Source organism: Chryseobacterium sp. CBo1, from assembly GCF_001693475.1.
Lineage (GTDB): Bacteria > Bacteroidota > Bacteroidia > Flavobacteriales > Weeksellaceae > Chryseobacterium > Chryseobacterium formosense.
The window spans coordinates 14,994-31,050 of record NZ_MAUH01000034.1; the positions used below are offsets into that span (position 1 = coordinate 14,994).

The 16,057-nt window shown below is 35.4% G+C and carries 15 protein-coding genes; 6 read left to right on the plus strand and 9 right to left on the minus strand.

All coding sequences use genetic code 11. From position 1 onward, the window contains the following. Positions 1-160: 160 nt before the first annotated feature. The 7 genes from BA768_RS14955 to hemA form a co-directional block, all read right to left on the minus strand. Positions 161-397, minus strand: coding sequence for a hypothetical protein (locus tag BA768_RS14955; RefSeq protein ID WP_034677763.1), 237 nt, complete (start codon positions 395-397; stop codon positions 161-163). Positions 398-524: 127 nt separating this feature from the next. Beyond that, positions 525-1,562: a uroporphyrinogen decarboxylase gene (gene hemE / locus BA768_RS14960; protein ID WP_065721412.1), complete on the minus strand. Its 1,038-nt coding sequence runs from the start codon at positions 1,560-1,562 to the stop codon at positions 525-527. 28 nt (positions 1,563-1,590) lie between these two features. Beyond that, positions 1,591-2,277: a uroporphyrinogen-III synthase gene (locus BA768_RS14965; RefSeq protein WP_034677766.1), complete on the minus strand. Its 687-nt coding sequence runs from the start codon at positions 2,275-2,277 to the stop codon at positions 1,591-1,593. Between the two features lie 149 nt (positions 2,278-2,426). Continuing rightward, positions 2,427-3,089, minus strand: a complete 663-nt coding sequence (locus BA768_RS14970; protein WP_034678279.1) for a peptidoglycan recognition family protein — start codon at positions 3,087-3,089, stop codon at positions 2,427-2,429. A 6-nt stretch (positions 3,090-3,095) separates the two neighbouring features. Further along, positions 3,096-3,677 carry a DUF1287 domain-containing protein gene (locus tag BA768_RS14975; RefSeq protein WP_065721541.1) on the minus strand — a complete coding sequence of 194 codons (582 nt, stop codon included), beginning with the start codon at positions 3,675-3,677 and terminating at the stop codon, positions 3,096-3,098. A gap of 126 nt (positions 3,678-3,803) precedes the next feature. After that, positions 3,804-4,712 carry a hydroxymethylbilane synthase gene (hemC, locus tag BA768_RS14980; protein WP_034677769.1) on the minus strand — a complete coding sequence of 303 codons (909 nt, stop codon included), beginning with the start codon at positions 4,710-4,712 and terminating at the stop codon, positions 3,804-3,806. Beyond that, positions 4,699-5,973 carry a glutamyl-tRNA reductase gene (gene hemA, locus BA768_RS14985; RefSeq protein ID WP_034677771.1) on the minus strand — a complete coding sequence of 425 codons (1,275 nt, stop codon included), beginning with the start codon at positions 5,971-5,973 and terminating at the stop codon, positions 4,699-4,701. Before hemA ends, hemC begins: the two co-directional genes overlap by 14 nt. Before the next feature lie 238 nt (positions 5,974-6,211). On the opposite strand from hemA, the gene BA768_RS14990 reads away from it, so the two are divergent. The 6 genes from BA768_RS14990 to BA768_RS15015 all read left to right on the plus strand — a co-directional run bounded on the left by BA768_RS14990 (position 6,212) and on the right by BA768_RS15015 (position 12,585). Beyond that, a complete protein-coding gene (locus BA768_RS14990; protein ID WP_034677772.1) occupies positions 6,212-7,237 on the plus strand; it encodes a rod shape-determining protein in 1,026 nt (341 codons plus the stop codon). Positions 7,238-7,264: 27 nt separating this feature from the next. Beyond that, positions 7,265-8,119, plus strand: a complete 855-nt coding sequence (gene mreC / locus BA768_RS14995; RefSeq protein ID WP_034677773.1) for a rod shape-determining protein MreC — start codon at positions 7,265-7,267, stop codon at positions 8,117-8,119. After that, positions 8,112-8,618, plus strand: coding sequence for a hypothetical protein (locus tag BA768_RS15000; protein ID WP_034677774.1), 507 nt, complete (start codon positions 8,112-8,114; stop codon positions 8,616-8,618). Before mreC ends, BA768_RS15000 begins: the two co-directional genes overlap by 8 nt. Further along, the gene (locus tag BA768_RS15005; protein WP_065721413.1) at positions 8,615-10,642 is read left to right on the plus strand and encodes a peptidoglycan D,D-transpeptidase FtsI family protein; all 2,028 of its coding nucleotides are present in this window, start codon (positions 8,615-8,617) and stop codon (positions 10,640-10,642) included. Before BA768_RS15000 ends, BA768_RS15005 begins: the two co-directional genes overlap by 4 nt. Next, the gene (gene rodA / locus BA768_RS15010) at positions 10,639-11,886 is read left to right on the plus strand and encodes a rod shape-determining protein RodA (RefSeq protein WP_034677776.1); all 1,248 of its coding nucleotides are present in this window, start codon (positions 10,639-10,641) and stop codon (positions 11,884-11,886) included. Before BA768_RS15005 ends, rodA begins: the two co-directional genes overlap by 4 nt. Positions 11,887-12,003: 117 nt before the next feature. Then, positions 12,004-12,585, plus strand: coding sequence for a pentapeptide repeat-containing protein (locus BA768_RS15015; protein WP_065721414.1), 582 nt, complete (start codon positions 12,004-12,006; stop codon positions 12,583-12,585). A 79-nt stretch (positions 12,586-12,664) separates the two neighbouring features. Here the strand turns inward: BA768_RS15015 and BA768_RS15020 are convergent, their stop codons facing one another. Then, positions 12,665-13,351: a C40 family peptidase gene (locus BA768_RS15020; RefSeq protein ID WP_034677778.1), complete on the minus strand. Its 687-nt coding sequence runs from the start codon at positions 13,349-13,351 to the stop codon at positions 12,665-12,667. 341 nt (positions 13,352-13,692) lie between these two features. After that, positions 13,693-15,888 carry a glutamine synthetase III gene (locus tag BA768_RS15025; RefSeq protein ID WP_034677781.1) on the minus strand — a complete coding sequence of 732 codons (2,196 nt, stop codon included), beginning with the start codon at positions 15,886-15,888 and terminating at the stop codon, positions 13,693-13,695. Positions 15,889-16,057 lie beyond the last annotated feature (169 nt).

Sequence of the window (16,057 nt, forward strand, 5' to 3'; positions counted from 1 at the left end):
CTTTGCCCAAATTTTAGGGTTATGGATTAATTTTCAGGTGCTAAAAGAATTCTGGTTATAATTTTTAATGCAACTTGATGACTTTTCGAGGTGTTTTCGTAATAATTGAAAATTTCATCAATCTGCTTTTCAGAAAATTCCGACCAAATAACTTTGTATTTCAATTTGAATATTTTGAAAGAAGTTCTGAAGTTGTTTTAAACTTGTTGTTTTCAAAATCACTCTCTGATTTAGAAATTCTTTCATTCATTTCTTCAACAGTTAATGCCTTGAGCTTATTTTCTTCTTCAATATTTTTGGTTTTTTTTAGTAATTTTTCAAACTGAGCAATCACTTCTTCACTTTGAAGCTTAAGGAAATCCTGTATGAATTCTAATTTTCTTGATTGAATGTCCATTGTAGAAAATATTTGATAATCAAATGTATAAAAATAAATTTAGAATTAAAAATCCCTTTCAAATAGCTGAAAGGGATTTTATTTTAATTGATTTTAAAATCTGCATTATCCACAAAAACGACGAGAATTAAAATTCAACATTCGGTTTCCAATCCACCACCGCTCTGATAAACGCTTCCGCATTTTCCACCGGAATATTAGGTAAAATTCCGTGTCCTAAATTGGCGATGTATTTATCTTTTCCGAAACGGTTGATCATTTCCGTTACCATTTTTTTGATGGTTTCAGGGCTTGAATGTAATCTTGCAGGATCAAAGTTTCCTTGTAACGTTACTGAATTGTTTGTCAGCTTTCTTGCCATTTCTGGACTCACCGTCCAGTCAACTCCCAAAGCTGAAGCTTTAGATTTTGTCATGTCATCCAAAGCAAACCAGCATCCTTTTCCGAAAACCACCACATGCGTCAACGGACTCAATGCTTCAACAATCTTATTGATATATTGCCATGAAAATTCCTGATAATCTGCCGGAGAAAGCATTCCGCCCCAAGAATCAAAAACCTGAACGGCGGAAACTCCTTTTTCAACTTTTCTTTTCAAATAAGCAATTGTTGTGTCGGTGATTTTCTGAAGTAGTAAATGCGCCGCTTCCGGTTGCTGAAAACAAAAAGATTTAGCAATATCAAAAGCTTTGCTTCCTTTTCCTTCTACGCAATAGCAAAGAATCGTCCACGGAGAACCCGCAAAACCAATCAAAGGAATTTCGTTGTCTAATTTCTGTAAAGTAAGCTCAATCGCATCAAAAACGTAACCTAAAGTATCATTCACATCGGGAACAACAACATTCTTCACATCTTCCATCGTTCGGATCGGGTTATCCAGCCAAGGTCCGACAGATTCTTTCATTTTGAAATCAATTCCCATCGCCTGAGGAACTACCAAAATATCAGAGAACAAAATCGCTGCATCCAAAGGAAATCTTCTGATCGGCTGTACCGTGATTTCAGAAGCCAGTTCCGGAGTCTGACATCTCGTAAAAAAGTCATATTTATCACGAAGTGCAATGAATTCAGGTAAATATCTTCCTGCCTGTCTCATCATCCAAACCGGTGGTCTTTCTACGGTTTCTCCACGAAGTGCTTTTAAATATAGGTCGTTTTTAATCATAATTTTAGTTGATGCTTGTCGGTGTTCTTTAAGGTTTAATTTTCATTAAAGTTTCTTTTATGACCGACAACAGGTTTGCCAGAGTGTTTTCTTTACTCGTGAAAATCTCTGATTTTGTATGTCTTTTTAGTTCTTTGGAGGTGGTTTCTCCGATTGAAAAAAGGATTACATTTTCCAAAGAATTATTTTTCGCAAAACTACGAACTCCGCTTGGGCTAAAAAAAACTATTGCATGATATTTTTCATGTATCGTGGGATTTAGCTCTTCTGTTTGATAAACTGTGACTTTTTTATACTGAATATTCTGCAGCGGAAGTTCATTATCCAAAACATCAATTGCCAAATTTCCGCAAAAATGAATGAATTTTTCGTGAACGCAGTTTTCAATAATGAACTGAGAGAGCGTTTCCGCATTTTTCAACACCTTAAAAGTTCCAAACCCGTTTTTGCGAAGTTCTCTTTTGGTTTTTTCGCCAACGCAATAGATTTTATTATAGTTTTTGGCTGTGAAATCTTCATTTGGCTTGAAACCGTTTTCAAAAAAAGATTTCACCCCATTTGAGCTTGTGAAAATAAGAGAGCTGTTTTTTAAATCAAAACTTCTTACGTAAAGTGATTTTGTTTTTATTACCTCTATGTATTCAACCGAAATATCATTTCCTAATTTTTCGGAGATGTATTTTGGGTCTAAAATTTTGGTAAATAAAATTTTCATTATTTTTTTAGCAGTTTATTTGTCATTCCGTAGGAATCTAAACATTTTATGTTAAATGCTTTGCTGAGATTCCTACGGAATGACAAAGTGGTCGTTAACTTCATTATTTATAAAATAAATATTGAATCTTTTTTATCGCTTTTATAAAACTAATTAGCTGGCTTATCTTTTAATTTTAAATCAGAAACTTGCTGTCTAACTTTATTCATGAAGTCTTTTCCGGGATCTTCTTTTCCGGTAAAATAATTTGGGTCAGACTCCTTCCATAATTTAGAATTTCTGAAAACTCCGTACTCTGAATGACCGATGAGATATTCAATCTTATACTTTTGAGTTAAATATCTTACCAGTTGTGCATTGGCTTCAACCTGCTTTTCGGTTAAAGGTTGCTTTTTGCTTCCGATATTTTCAACTCCGATAGCACAATAATTTAAACCAATCGTATGTCTTGCAAATTGTGTTGGTTCCATCAATTGATAAATAGTTCCGTCGCGATCGATGATGAATTGCGAAGAAACATTTAAAGTACTTTGTTTTTTTAATGTATTTCTTGCGCTTTCAAGATGTGTTTTATTGAAATATTTAAAATTGCTTTCGACCGTTCCACCTGCAGTGTAATGCAAAACAATCATTTTGGGAGTAATGGTCGGGTTTTTTTGATTCAGACCGTGGTGGTCTTTCAGGTATTCTAAACTTAAAGCTATTCGTTCTGCAGAATAATTAATGGGTTTTTCAATAATTTTTAAACCTGAATTCTGTGCAAAGCTTACATTTAAAATCAATAAAAAAAGAACAAAAATTATCTTCTTCATCATGAATTATTTTGAATATTGATAATGTCCGGTAATATCAAATTTAAACAAGCAGTCTTCAAGAACTTGTCCGGCACCGATATTATGAACGATTAAATATCTTTTTCCGTCTGCAGATTTTTTATTAACTACAATTCCGATGTGCGTTAAATTTCCGGGAAGAAGCCAGGTTACAATATCTCCGGGAACATATAATTCGGGCTTGGTTTCTGTTGATTTTGATTTCCCGAATTTGGCAAAAAAAACTTGCAGATTGGGAACTCTCCTATGATCAATATTGGTGTCTGGTTTTTTCAAACCGAATTTTTTAGGATATTTAGAAAAGTTTTTCTTCATATCTTCATGTACTTCTTTTTGCAAATCAATTCTAAGTTTTCTGTAAGCTCTGATGATCACATCAGTACAAACGCCTTTATCTGCAGCAACATCACCATTGGGATATTTAATCGAAACATACGCAGGATCATAAGTGACTTTATCTCGTGTTAAACTCAAAGCTGCATCAGATAGTTTTTGCGCAAACTGATTTTGGGCATTCGCTGTGAAAACAAAAAACAGAAAAATGAGTATTGAAAAGTACTTTCTCATCGGCTTAAAATTTAGAATTGAAAACATTTTTGTAAAGTTCAAAAATTAATTTTAAACATGAAGGTACTTTAAACATAAAGAAATGTTAAGATTCGGATAAATCTTAATTTTGCTTAAACCTAAACCTTAAATCTGACTTTTAATCTCGGTCATCAATTCCTTTCCACCGTTTTCAAGAACAACATTGGCAAATTTTTCCCCAAAATTTTCTACTTCGTTATACTCAAAACTTTCATCGGTTGCGATGTAGTTTTTCCCGTCTAATGAGCAAAGTGCCGCTTTAAATCTGATCTGATTTTCAATTTTTTCGGCAAAAGCTCCAATGGGTGCAGTACAGCCCCCTTCCAAAGTGCTCAGGAAATTTCTTTCCATTTCTACACAAGCCTGGGTTTCTTTATGGGAAATCTGTTTCAGAATGTCGTTGATTTCTTTTTTGTCAGAATGTCCCGCAACTGCAACCACGCCTTGTGAAGGTGCAGGAATCATAAACGGAATAAATTCGTAATCGATATCCATTTTCATTCTCTTGATTCCGGCAAGAGATAAAATAGTCGCATCAAAATCCTGCTCTTCCAGCTTCTGAAGTCTGGTTTGTATATTTCCTCGGATGTCAAAAAACTCGGTATCGGGATAATGTTTAGACCAAAAAGCTCGTCTTCTTAAACTGCTTGTTGCCAATTTAAGCTCATGAAATTCTTTATTCATTGCCGATTTTCTTCTGATCAAAACATCTTGTGGATGATCTCTTTCGAGATAAGAAATGATTTCGATGTTTTCCGGAAGTTTTGTCGGAACATCCTTTAGCGAATGTACGGCGATATCGATCTCGTCGTTGAGCAAAGCAATATCTAAATCTCTTGTGAAAACTCCTGTAATTCCTAATGAATACAATGGTTGATTAAGATTTTTATCGCCTGAAGAAACAATCGGGACAATCTCGGTAAGATGGTTTAGATTCTGCAAATGTCTTGCAACTTCTCTTGCCTGCCAAAGTGCAAGTGCTGAATTTCGGGTTCCTATTCTAATGCTTTTCATTGAATTCGTTATTGGGTTGTTCAACTAAAATTTCGTGCATTAATTTACTAATTTCTTCGGCTTTCAAAGGGTTGTCGATAATATATTTTGCAAAACGGTTGGTAATCTTCTGAATCATCTTATCAGAAAGCTCCATGTCGTTGATATTGATGTATTTATTTTTTCTGTAGAAATTGTGCATTTCATTACGTTCCATATTTTTCAGAACAGCTTTGAAATGATGGATGTTCGGAGCCAGTTTTCGCTTTTTCTCCCATTCCAGAAAATCTTTGGTCATTTCTTTAATAATGAGTTCCGCTTTTGGGATTTCTTTTTCACGCTGCTGAATGGTTTCCTGAATTTGTTTTGAAAGTTCATCCACATCAATTAAAGTAGCATTTTCAACTTCCGAAACATTTTTATCAACATTATGCGGAATCGAAAGATCAATAATCAGAATTTCTTTTCCGTTTTTTAAATGTGATTTGTTAATGATCGGCGTTTTCGCTCCGGTTGCAACGATGAGAATATCTGTATTTTCTAATTCCTTTTCAAAGTCATGATAATCGATGTTGGGAATATTGTATTTCTCGGAGATCTTAGCTGCTTTTTCCTGAGTTCGGTTGGCAATTTTTATCTTAGGCTGGTAAACGTGTTTTACTAAATTTTCTACCGTATTTTGTCCGATCTCTCCAACACCCAGAAGAAGGATGTTTTTTTCGGTAATTCTTTTCTGATTATTTAAAATATAATGAACCGCCGCATACGAAACAGAAGCCGCCCCGTTTGAAATTCCGGTTTCATTCTTTATTTTTTTTGAAATCTGAATAGCAGAATTAATAGATCGTTCTAAAAAAGGATTCGAATTTTGTCTTTCTTTTTTAAAACGTGCATACGCTTTCTTAATTTGTCCTATAATTTCAAAATCTCCTATGATCTGGCTTTCCAATCCTGCTGCAACCCTGAATAAATGATTTAAAGCTTCTTCTTTTGTTAAAATATTCGCAAACTGAAGAAAATCTGACAAATTCACCCCAATTGTTTTGCAATATTCTTCAGCTACAAAAAGATAGTTTGAAGTAGTGGTGTAAATTTCGGTTCTGTTGCATGTAGAAACCACAAAAGCATCCCCTAAATTTTCATCATGAATTCGGGTGACAAAGTTTTTGATGTTTTCATCAAAAAATGCAAATTTCCCTCTCGTCTCTACATCAGCTTTCTCATAGCTGATCGATAATACGGCGAAATTTGTTGTCTGATGTATATTAGAATACTGTATCATAAGCAGTCGCAAATTTAAGCAATTTTTATGGATGCAGCTTGTGATAGTCTGTATGATAATTATCGTAAAAAGCTATGAAAATCCATTTTAAACCTAAATTTAGATTGGGTAAAAATAGAAACAGTTAGGGTTGTGTACTTTGTAAATTTTAATAAAAATTTAACCAAATTATCTCTTGTTAATTATTTTTTACTACTGTGAATTTTATATCTTTGTAAACTTAAATCAAGCAGAAATTATGAGTTTATTCGATATGTTTACGCAAGAGATTGCGATAGACCTTGGTACTGCCAACACGCTTATCATACATAATAATAAGATTGTTATAGACCAGCCTTCAATTGTCGCAATTGAGCGTTCCACCGGCAGACCTATTGCGGTCGGTGAGCAGGCTAAACATATGCAGGGTAAAACCCATGAAGATATTAAAACTATCCGTCCGTTAAAAGATGGAGTAATTGCAGATTTTCATGCTTCTGAGCACATGATTAAAGAATTTATCAAAAAAATTCCAGGAATTAAAGGTAAATTCATTCAACCTGCTTTAAGAATTGTGATCTGTATTCCTTCAGGAATTACTGAAGTTGAAAAAAGAGCGGTAAGAGATTCTGCTCAGAAAGTAAACGCAAAAGAAGTACGCCTGATTTACGAGCCAATGGCAGCTGCAATCGGAGTTGGTATTGATGTACAGAAACCTGAAGGGAATATGATTATCGATATAGGTGGTGGTACTACCGAAATCGCTGTTGTTGCTTTAGGAGGTATTGTTTGTGATAAATCTGTGAAAATTGCAGGTGATGTATTCACCAATGATATTGCTTATTTCTTAAGAACACACCACAATTTATATATCGGAGAAAGAACAGCTGAAAGAGTGAAAATCGAAGTAGGTTCTGCTGTTGAAGATCTTGATGTAGATATCGATGATATTCCGGTACAAGGAAGAGACCTTATCACTGGTAAACCAAAAGAAATTATGGTTGGTTATAAGGAAATCGCAAGAGCTTTAGATAAATCAATTATCAGAATTGAAGATTCTGTAATGGAAACCCTTTCTCTTACGCCGCCGGAATTGGCAGCAGATATTTACAAAACAGGTATTTATCTTGCAGGTGGTGGTGCTTTGTTAAGAGGTCTTGCAGACAGATTACACAAAAAGACAGGCCTTCCTGTATTCGTAGCAGAAGATCCTTTGAGAGCTGTTGTTCGCGGAACTGGTATTGCCCTTAAGAATATGGATAAATTCAATTTCTTAATTAAATAATTCTAACTTTTTACGACCTTTATCTGAATGGGATTTTTGCTGAGATTATTTTCGAAGAATGCTCTTTTCGTATTCTTTATTTTCCTGCAAATTATTGCTCTCATTTTGATATTCTCTAAAAATGCCATGCAGCAATCGTGGTTGGCCGGGCAAACTGCGGCTTTCAACTCCTGGGTTTCGGGAGGGATTGATGAAGGAGTTTCTTATCTTAAACTAAAACAGGTAAACGAAGATCTTGTTGCACAGAACAAATCTTTAATGGTACAGCTTTACGGAAAGCAAGGTGCTGCAAATCCCGTATTCAGAAAAGTTCACGATACTTTAGGAGGCGGACAAATCTATACTTTTGTAGATGGCGAAATTGTTTTCAACAGCATCAACAGAAGAAACAACTATTTTACAATCAACCGAGGCAGAAGAGACGGAGTGTATCCTCAGATGGGCGTAATGGCTCCGAAAGGAATTGCCGGGATTGTGATTAATTCTACCGATAGTTATGCTTTGGTACAATCCGTTTTAAGTGTAAATAAAATCAGGATTAATGCTGCCCTTAAAAATTCAGGATATTTCGGAACTCTTACATGGAGAGGAGATAATTCTCGGGTCATGCATTTGGCGGATGTGCCAAAATATGTTTCCCTGAAAATTGGTGATACCATAGAAACCGACGGGAAATCGGCGATATTTCCTAAAGGGGTAATGATCGGAACTGTTGCAGGATATTCCGTAGACAATAAAACAGGATTTTGGGATATTTCAGTTGAATTAAGCGAAAAAATGGGAGCTTTAAATAAAGTTTTCGTTGTTAAAAATCTTAAAAAAGCTGAGGTTCAGAAGATTCAGGACACGATGCAAGCTGTAATAAAAAAAGAAAATGATTAGCAGAACGATATTTACAGATCTTTTGATCATGGCTTTTTTGGTGGCATTACAAGTTTTTGTATTGAACAGAATTACGCTGTTTGGTAAATTTACTCCGGTTCTATATCCGGTTTTTGTCATGTTTTATCCTTTTTTCAGAAATAAATTTCAGTTCTTAGCTCTGAGTTTTTTAATTGGGCTTTCCGTAGATGGTTTTCTGGGTACATGGGGAATCAATGCCTTGGCAACTACAGTAATTGCTTATTTCCGTACGTTGATTTTCCGTACGTCTACAGATACTTCTACAGATTTCTTTTCGTTCCAGTCTCTGCAATGGACGCAGTTTTTACTCTTTCTGTTTTCAAGTATCTTTATGCATCAGCTTTTGGTGCAGTATATCGAGTTTTTCAAATTCAGCAGAATTTTTGAAATCTTACTTAATGTGTTGGTAACTAGTGTAATTTCCTTTATATTTATCATTGTTTACGCATTAATCTTTAAAATCAAACAGAAAGTTTGAACGCACGCCATATAAAAATCTTAACCGTTCTCATTGTCATTGCTCTTATTTTTGTAGCAAGGCTTTCTTATTTGCAGCTGTTTACAGACCGTTATGCACTTAACGCAGCCAACACGTCTATTAAAACTGAATATGTAATTCCTCAGCGCGGAGTTATTTTCGACAGAAACGGTAAAATTCTGGTGGGAAATCAGCCTGCTTACGAAATTTCTTTCACTCAGGCATTGATGAAACCTGATTTTGATACGCTGGCTTTCTGTAATTTAATGAAGATTTCTAAACCTGAATTTATCAATAAGATTAAGCTTATTAAAAAGGAAAAATATTATTCCAAGCTCACCCCGATGACTTTTTTTAAAGATCTGAGCAGGGAGGAGATTGCAAGAGTTCAGGAAATTATATTTAAATATCCGGCATTCAGTATTGTTCAGCGTCCGCAAAGACAATATGAAGTGTCAACTTCCGGAAATCTTTTGGGCTATACAAGTGAGGTGAACGACAGGGAAATCAAAAAAGATTCTACTTATTACCTTCCCGGTGACCTCATCGGTAAAACGGGTGTAGAAAAGGCTTACGAAAAAGAGCTTCGTGGGGTGAAAGGTGTAAAATATATTCAGAAAGATATTAAGCTTAGAAATGTTGGCCCTTATAAAAACGGTTCGTTAGACAAAGACGTAATTACCGGAAAAGATATTACTCTGACGATTGATTACGATCTTCAGAGAATGGCCGAAGAAATGTTGGTGAATAAGCACGGTGCTGTTGTAGCTTTAGATCCAAATAATGGTGAAGTTCTGGTTGCAGCAACCGGACCGGATATTGATCCGAATCTTTTTACCGGCCCTTATAAATCAAAAAATTTATATGCTCTATCGAAAGACACGATTTATGAAAATAAACCGACTTTCGACCGTTCTTTACAAGCGGGTTATCCTCCCGGATCAACATTTAAATTACTGACTGCTTTAGCAGCAATGCAGATGGGCGTGATGGATGAAAATACAATTTTCCCATGTGGCGGAGGTTTCTATTATAAAGGTAAAAGAATTAAAGGTCATGGTGGAGCAGATCCGTTGATTCCTTCTATTCAGGTTTCCAGTAACTGTTTCTTTACGTATGCATTTATTGCCATTATTAAAAAATATCCGGGAAATCCTTCAAAAGGAGTTGATGAATGGAAAAAAATCATGAGCAGCTTTGGAGTAGGAGAATTTTTAAATAATGATTTTGCTGTTGGTGCAAAAGGCAGAATTCCTTCCGGAGATTTTTACGAAAGGAGATTTAAAGCCATTATTAAAGCAAGCGGCTCTACCAAAAAAGATTATAAAAACTGGGATGAAATGTCAACCGGAGCTATTTATAACGGAATGGGGCAGGGAGATGTTTTAGTAACGCCTATTCAGTTGGCAAATTATGTTGGTGCGATTGCAAACCGTGGATGGTATTACACTCCTCACATCGTAAAAGCGATTGACGGGAGGCCAAATCCTGATCCTAGATTTAAGGTTAAACATAAAACTTTAGTAGATCCGAAACATTTTGGTCCTGTTTTAAAAGGAATGGAAGCCGTTGTTCTACGTGGAACTGCGAGAGGCCTAATGTCTAAAGATTTCACACAGTTAGCAAAAACGGGAACAGCGCAGGTTCCGCAAGGAAAAGATAACTCTATTTTTGTATTGATCGCTCCTGCAGATAAACCGAAAATTGTTGTGGTTGCTGTCATGGAACACGCAGGTTTTGGAGCAACCTGGGCGGGTCCGGCTTGTACGGTTATTGCTGAAAAATATATTACAGGAGACTTAAAACGTGAGCATCTTTACAAAAAAATGATTACGTCGAGTTTCATGCCTGAATACAAAAGACAGTGGATTGCTGATTTAAAGAGAAAAGGTTTGTATGTAGAACCAAAACCTGATTCGCTGAAGCTAAAAAGAATTCAGGACAGCTTAAATCTGATTAAGAAAAAGAAAGAAGCACTGCAAAAGAAAATGAATTCTAACCCCCAAAAACCTAAGAAACCATGAAGTGGACAGAAGGAGTAGACAAACTTGGGCTTGGATTGTACTTTTTGCTTTGCGTTTTCGCTATTGCGAATATTTACAGTGTTGATGAGGCTTTAGGTAAAAAACAACTTATTTTCTTCGGAATTTCTCTCTTTGTTGGCATCATTATTTTTGTCAGCAGAAGCAAGTTTTTCGAAAACATGGCTGGAATTATTTATATCGGAGGGGTTTTGATGCTTGCCGGTCTTCATGTTTTCGGAACGGAAATTCTCGGTCAGAAAAACTGGTATAAATTCGGAAGCTTTACGATGCAGCCTGTAGAATTCTCAAAGATCGGGACAGCGTTGATGTTGGCAAGCTATGTTTCGAGAACAGAGTTTAATCTTAAAGATACAAGGTCATTAATAACGGTTTTGGCCATTATTGGTATTCCTGCCGTAGTGGTGCTGTCAATTCCTGATGTTGGCTCGTTACTTGTTTTTACAGCTTTTTTCATTGCTTTATATAGAGAAGGTCTTTCGGGAAAGCTTTTTCTTATCGGAGGTCTTTTTGGAGCTGTATTTTTAATTGCTAATTACCTGAATGATCCCTTAAAATGGAGTCTCTGGTATTTCACAACTTTTATCATTATCATTGGCGGATTGTGGTTTGCTTTTAATGCGGCTTTTCTCCGTAAAAATATTTATACACTTTTACCGGGAGTAGGTATTGTTCTTCTCTTGGCGGCATTGTCATTTATTTCACCGGTTATTTTCGAAAAACTTCCTAAGCACCAACAGGAGCGTGTTGAGGTTTTATATAAAGGTGAAAAAGAATTCCGTGATACTTCAGGGTATAATTTACTGTACTCTAAAACAGCCATCGGTTCCGGCGGAATGTTTGGAAAAGGATTTCGTGAAGGCTCTGTTACTCAAGGTAAATTTGTTCCTGAACAGGAAACCGATTATATATTTTGTACAGTTGGAGAAGAATGGGGATTCGTCGGAAGCGCCGTTCTGGTCTTTTGTTACATGATTTACATCGGTCGAATCTATTACCTCGCAGAGAAACAGAAATCGATATTTAACAGGGTTTTCGGCTATTGCTTTGCTTCGATCCTGTTGATGCACTTTTCAATCAATTTAGGAATGGTTATGGGGCTTTTCCCGACAGTTGGTATTCCTTTACCATATTTCAGTTACGGAGGTAGTTCTTTATTAGCCTTTTCAATCCTTACTTTTATTTTCTTTAAACTCAATCACGCTGATAAAAACAGTTTGGTATAAAGCTGGAAGAGGTAAGTTGGGTGATGGAAGTTTAAAGCCATTCTTCAAATCTTTTTCATTTGAATCTGCGCAATTTCCCAAATCAGCGAGATATATTTCTAAAAATCAAATAATACTATGAGAGAAGTCTATATCATTGACGAAAATTTCGAAAACATTGATTTTACTCAGAAACTTTTAGATTTAGGCGAATACGAGAACTGCACTTTCCGAAACTGTAATTTTGAATACGTAAATCTTTCCGAATTTAAATTTACTGACTGCGAGTTTATAGAATGTAATGTAAGCATGACAAAACTTGTGGGAACTGCTTTTCGTGAGGCTGTTTTTAAAGACTGTAAAATGTTCGGAATGGCTTTTAATGATTGTAATGAATTTGGAATGTCATTTAAATTCGAAGGTTGTGTCTTAAACAATTCTGTATTTTATCAATCAACAATCCGAAAAACAATATTTAAAAATTCAAAATTAATTGAGGTTGATTTTTCTGAAGCTGACCTTATGAATGCTGTGTTCTCAGGATGTGATCTCAGTGGTGCAATTTTCGACCGTACCAGTCTTGAAAAAGCAGATCTAAGAACTTCTTTCAATTATACCATCAATCCGGCTTTAAACAAGCTAAAGAAGACCAAATTTTCCCTTTCTGAAATTCACGGTCTCTTGCGTCAACTTGATATAGAAATTGATAAAAATAGCTAATCTCAGCTGTCATGATGTACAAAAATTAAAGCCATCAAATAAGATGGCTTCATTTTTAATATCAATCAATTATTTAAGACTAATTTACGGATGCTAAATTATTGTAGTTCTCTCCGTTTTCGTTGATCACCCTTTTTGCGAATCTGAATTTAGGTCCCCAATAAGAATCATTCAGTGACGAGACCATTACTCCTTTCGACGTTGCCGCATGAATAAACTTTACTTCTCCTTCTTCTGTAACGTCTTCCACGATTCCTACGTGAGAGATTCTTCTACCGTGAGAAAAGAAAATAAGATCACCTTTCTGAAGATTTTCTTTCTCAACACTTTCTCCTTCCTGAGATTGAGATGCTGCAACTCTTGGCAAAGTAAGACCTGCTGCTGCACCGAAAACTGATAATACAAATGCTGAACAGTCGATTCCGTTTCTTGTTGTTCCTCCGTATCTGTAAGGCGTTCCAAGATAAGTTGCTGCTTCTGCTAAAATGTTATCAATGGTCTTATTATGTTTGATCGCTTTTGCGATTTCAGAATTTTTTAAAGAATTTTTTGCGTTAGATAGCGCAACTGCTTTTTCAGATACAAAAGAGCTGATTAGCAATTTTTTATCTTTCTCCAACTGAGTGTCGATAGCAGTAAGTTTGGCATCTGTTTTGTATTCTTTAGTGTAAGTTGCCGGTTTTGAAACTACGTAATTTGTTACGCATGATTGTAGTGATATTGTAGAAACGAAAGCAACTAAATAAAACAAAACTCTTTTCTTCATATAAATTTGATTATCCGTGTTAAAAAGGTATATTTATTTCTCTAAAGCATTACAAAAGTAGATATTCCAGCTAAAAGAGCCTCGATATGATTATTATCAGGTTCTTGATTTAACACATTTTAACATAATGTATCGTTATGTTAAAGAAAAACAAACCGCTAACTCCCTTTTTTGGTGAATGAGCGGTTTTTTTTATTAAGATTTTTTAACAAAATAATTCCACTTTCCTTTATTCATCGGATTTTATAATTTTTGTGATTCTTAAAAATACTATTAAGAAATTATAAAAAAAGTTCCCCGGAAAACCAGGGAACCTTCACTAATATGGAACTTTACAGATGTTATCTTGTAAATAACATTTCTCTATATTTAGTCAGTGGCCAAAGCTCGTCGTCAACCATCATTTCAAGATCATCAGAAGCTTCTCTGATTCCTTCAAATAATGGGATAACTTTCGTACAGTAATCTTCTGCCTGGGTCTGACTATTGGTTACAGCTTTTGCTGCTTCTCTTGCTTTAATTAAATCTTCAACACCTAATTTGATCTTAGAAACATTTTCAGAAATATTGGTGATCAAACTCATTTGTTCTTTCGCCAAAGTTTTGAATTCTTTATCTCCGAAGATTTCTTTAAGACCTTTTACGTTTTCAATTAATCTGTTCTGATATTTTAAAGCGGAAGGAATAATGTGGTTTCTTGCGATATCACTTAAAACTCTTGCTTCAATATCGATTACGGTAGAATATTTTTCTAATTTGATTTCGTTTCTTGCCTCAACTTCTCTGTGAGTGAAAACTCCGATTTCTTCGTAAAGATCCAGGAATTTTTTATCCATTTCCTGCTTAAGAGCTTCCGGAGTCGTTTTCAAATTGTTCAAACCTCTCTTTTTAGCTTCTTTAGCCCAGTCATCAGAATATCCGTCACCTTCAAACATGATGTTTTTACACTGCTTGATGTATTCTCTCAATACATTGAAGATTGCTTCGTCTTTTTTAAGACCAGTTTCAATTAAAGCATCAACTTCTTTTTTGAAATCGTTTAATTGTTTTGCTGCAATCGTGTTCATTACTGTCATCGACTCAGCACAGTTTGCTGCAGAACCTACTGCTCTGATCTCAAATTTATTTCCTGTAAATGCGAAAGGAGAAGTTCTGTTTCTGTCAGTGTTATCCAACAGAATTTCAGGAATTTTTCCAACTACATTTAGCTTTAAATCTGTTTTTTCGTCTGGTGAAAGTTTTCCTTCCGTTACTTTTTCAAGCTCTTCCAAAACTCTGAACAACTGGCTTCCGATAAATACAGAAATAATTGCCGGTGGAGCTTCGTTTGCACCTAATCTGTGGTCGTTACTTGCAGAAGCAATACTTGCTCTTAAAAGATCAGCATATTCGTGAACTGCTTTAATGGTATTCACGAAGAACGTTAAGAACTGTAGGTTTTTCTTAGGGTTTTTCCCCGGACTTAAAAGGTTTTCACCTGTATCGGTTGCTAAAGACCAGTTGTTGTGCTTTCCGCTTCCGTTTACTCCTGCGAAAGGTTTTTCGTGAAATAAGATGTGGAAATGGTGTCTGTGAGCAATTCTTGCCATAACGTCCATCAACAAAGAGTTGTGGTCAACTGCAACGTTTACCTCTTCAAACATTGGAGCCAGCTCGAATTGGTTTGGAGCTACTTCGTTGTGTCTTGTCGTAACTGGAATACCCAATTTCATACATTCAACTTCCAACTCTTTCATGAAGTTCATTACTCTTGTAGGAATTGAACCGAAATAGTGGTCATCAAGCTGTTGTCCTTTTGCTGGAGAGTGTCCTAATAAAGTTTTACCTGTTAAAACTAAATCCGGACGAGACTGATACAATGCTGAATCAACTAAGAAATATTCTTGCTCCCAACCTAAAGTAGGAGTTACTTTTGTTACGTTTTTGTCAAAATACTGCATTACGTTTGTTGCAGCTTCGTCTACAGCGTTCAATGCTCTTAAAAGAGGTGCTTTATAATCTAAAGTTTCTCCTGTATAAGAGATAAAAATTGAAGGAATACATAAGGTTGTTCCCATAATGAATGCCGGAGATGTAGGATCCCAAGCTGTATAACCTCTCGCTTCGAAAGTGTTTCTGATACCACCATTCGGGAAAGAAGATGCATCCGGCTCCTGCTGAATCAATAAGTTTCCGCTGAATCTTTCGATCGCTCTGCCTCCTTCGATTGGAGTGAAGAAAGAATCGTGCTTTTCTGCAGTAGATCCTGTCAAAGGTTGAAACCAGTGTGTGTAGTGTGTTACACCTTTGCTCATTGCCCAGTCTTTCATTGCAACAGCAACTTGGTCTGCAATGTGTCTTTGGATTTGAGTTCCTTTTTTCATCGCATCCAAAATAGATTGGAATGCTTCTTTCGTTAAATATTCTCTCATTGTTTCTTCTGAGAAAACATTTTGACAGAATAATTCTGACAATTTTACAGGAACTTCAATAGAATTATCTTTTCTAAAGTCCTTAAATGGTAAAGTTTCTAACGCTTTGAATCTTAAAGTCGACATATTGGGTTTGATTTTACGGGGCAAATTTACGAAAAAATTGAAACAAAAATTAATTACCCCTATATTTTTATGATAATTTATAAATAAATATAATTTTAAGATGAAAATACCCTCTTGATTTTATGGGGTAGCTTTGAATTGGCTTTGATTTTATTATTTAAATTTATGA

What these genes read in the sequence shown, in the direction of transcription:
- BA768_RS14955 (WP_034677763.1), bottom strand. Translation starts at nt 397, where the DNA reads ATGGACATTCAATCAAGAAAATTAGAATTCATACAGGATTTCCTTAAG.
- hemE (WP_065721412.1), bottom strand. Translation starts at nt 1,562, where the DNA reads ATGATTAAAAACGACCTATATTTAAAAGCACTTCGTGGAGAAACCGTA.
- BA768_RS14965 (WP_034677766.1), bottom strand. Translation starts at nt 2,277, where the DNA reads ATGAAAATTTTATTTACCAAAATTTTAGACCCAAAATACATCTCCGAA.
- BA768_RS14970 (WP_034678279.1), bottom strand. Translation starts at nt 3,089, where the DNA reads ATGAAGAAGATAATTTTTGTTCTTTTTTTATTGATTTTAAATGTAAGC.
- BA768_RS14975 (WP_065721541.1), bottom strand. Translation starts at nt 3,677, where the DNA reads ATGAGAAAGTACTTTTCAATACTCATTTTTCTGTTTTTTGTTTTCACA.
- hemC (WP_034677769.1), bottom strand. Translation starts at nt 4,712, where the DNA reads ATGAAAAGCATTAGAATAGGAACCCGAAATTCAGCACTTGCACTTTGG.
- hemA (WP_034677771.1), bottom strand. Translation starts at nt 5,973, where the DNA reads ATGATACAGTATTCTAATATACATCAGACAACAAATTTCGCCGTATTA.
- BA768_RS14990 (WP_034677772.1), top strand. Translation starts at nt 6,212, where the DNA reads ATGAGTTTATTCGATATGTTTACGCAAGAGATTGCGATAGACCTTGGT.
- mreC (WP_034677773.1), top strand. Translation starts at nt 7,265, where the DNA reads ATGGGATTTTTGCTGAGATTATTTTCGAAGAATGCTCTTTTCGTATTC.
- BA768_RS15000 (WP_034677774.1), top strand. Translation starts at nt 8,112, where the DNA reads ATGATTAGCAGAACGATATTTACAGATCTTTTGATCATGGCTTTTTTG.
- rodA (WP_034677776.1), top strand. Translation starts at nt 10,639, where the DNA reads ATGAAGTGGACAGAAGGAGTAGACAAACTTGGGCTTGGATTGTACTTT.
- BA768_RS15015 (WP_065721414.1), top strand. Translation starts at nt 12,004, where the DNA reads ATGAGAGAAGTCTATATCATTGACGAAAATTTCGAAAACATTGATTTT.
- BA768_RS15020 (WP_034677778.1), bottom strand. Translation starts at nt 13,351, where the DNA reads ATGAAGAAAAGAGTTTTGTTTTATTTAGTTGCTTTCGTTTCTACAATA.
- BA768_RS15025 (WP_034677781.1), bottom strand. Translation starts at nt 15,888, where the DNA reads ATGTCGACTTTAAGATTCAAAGCGTTAGAAACTTTACCATTTAAGGAC.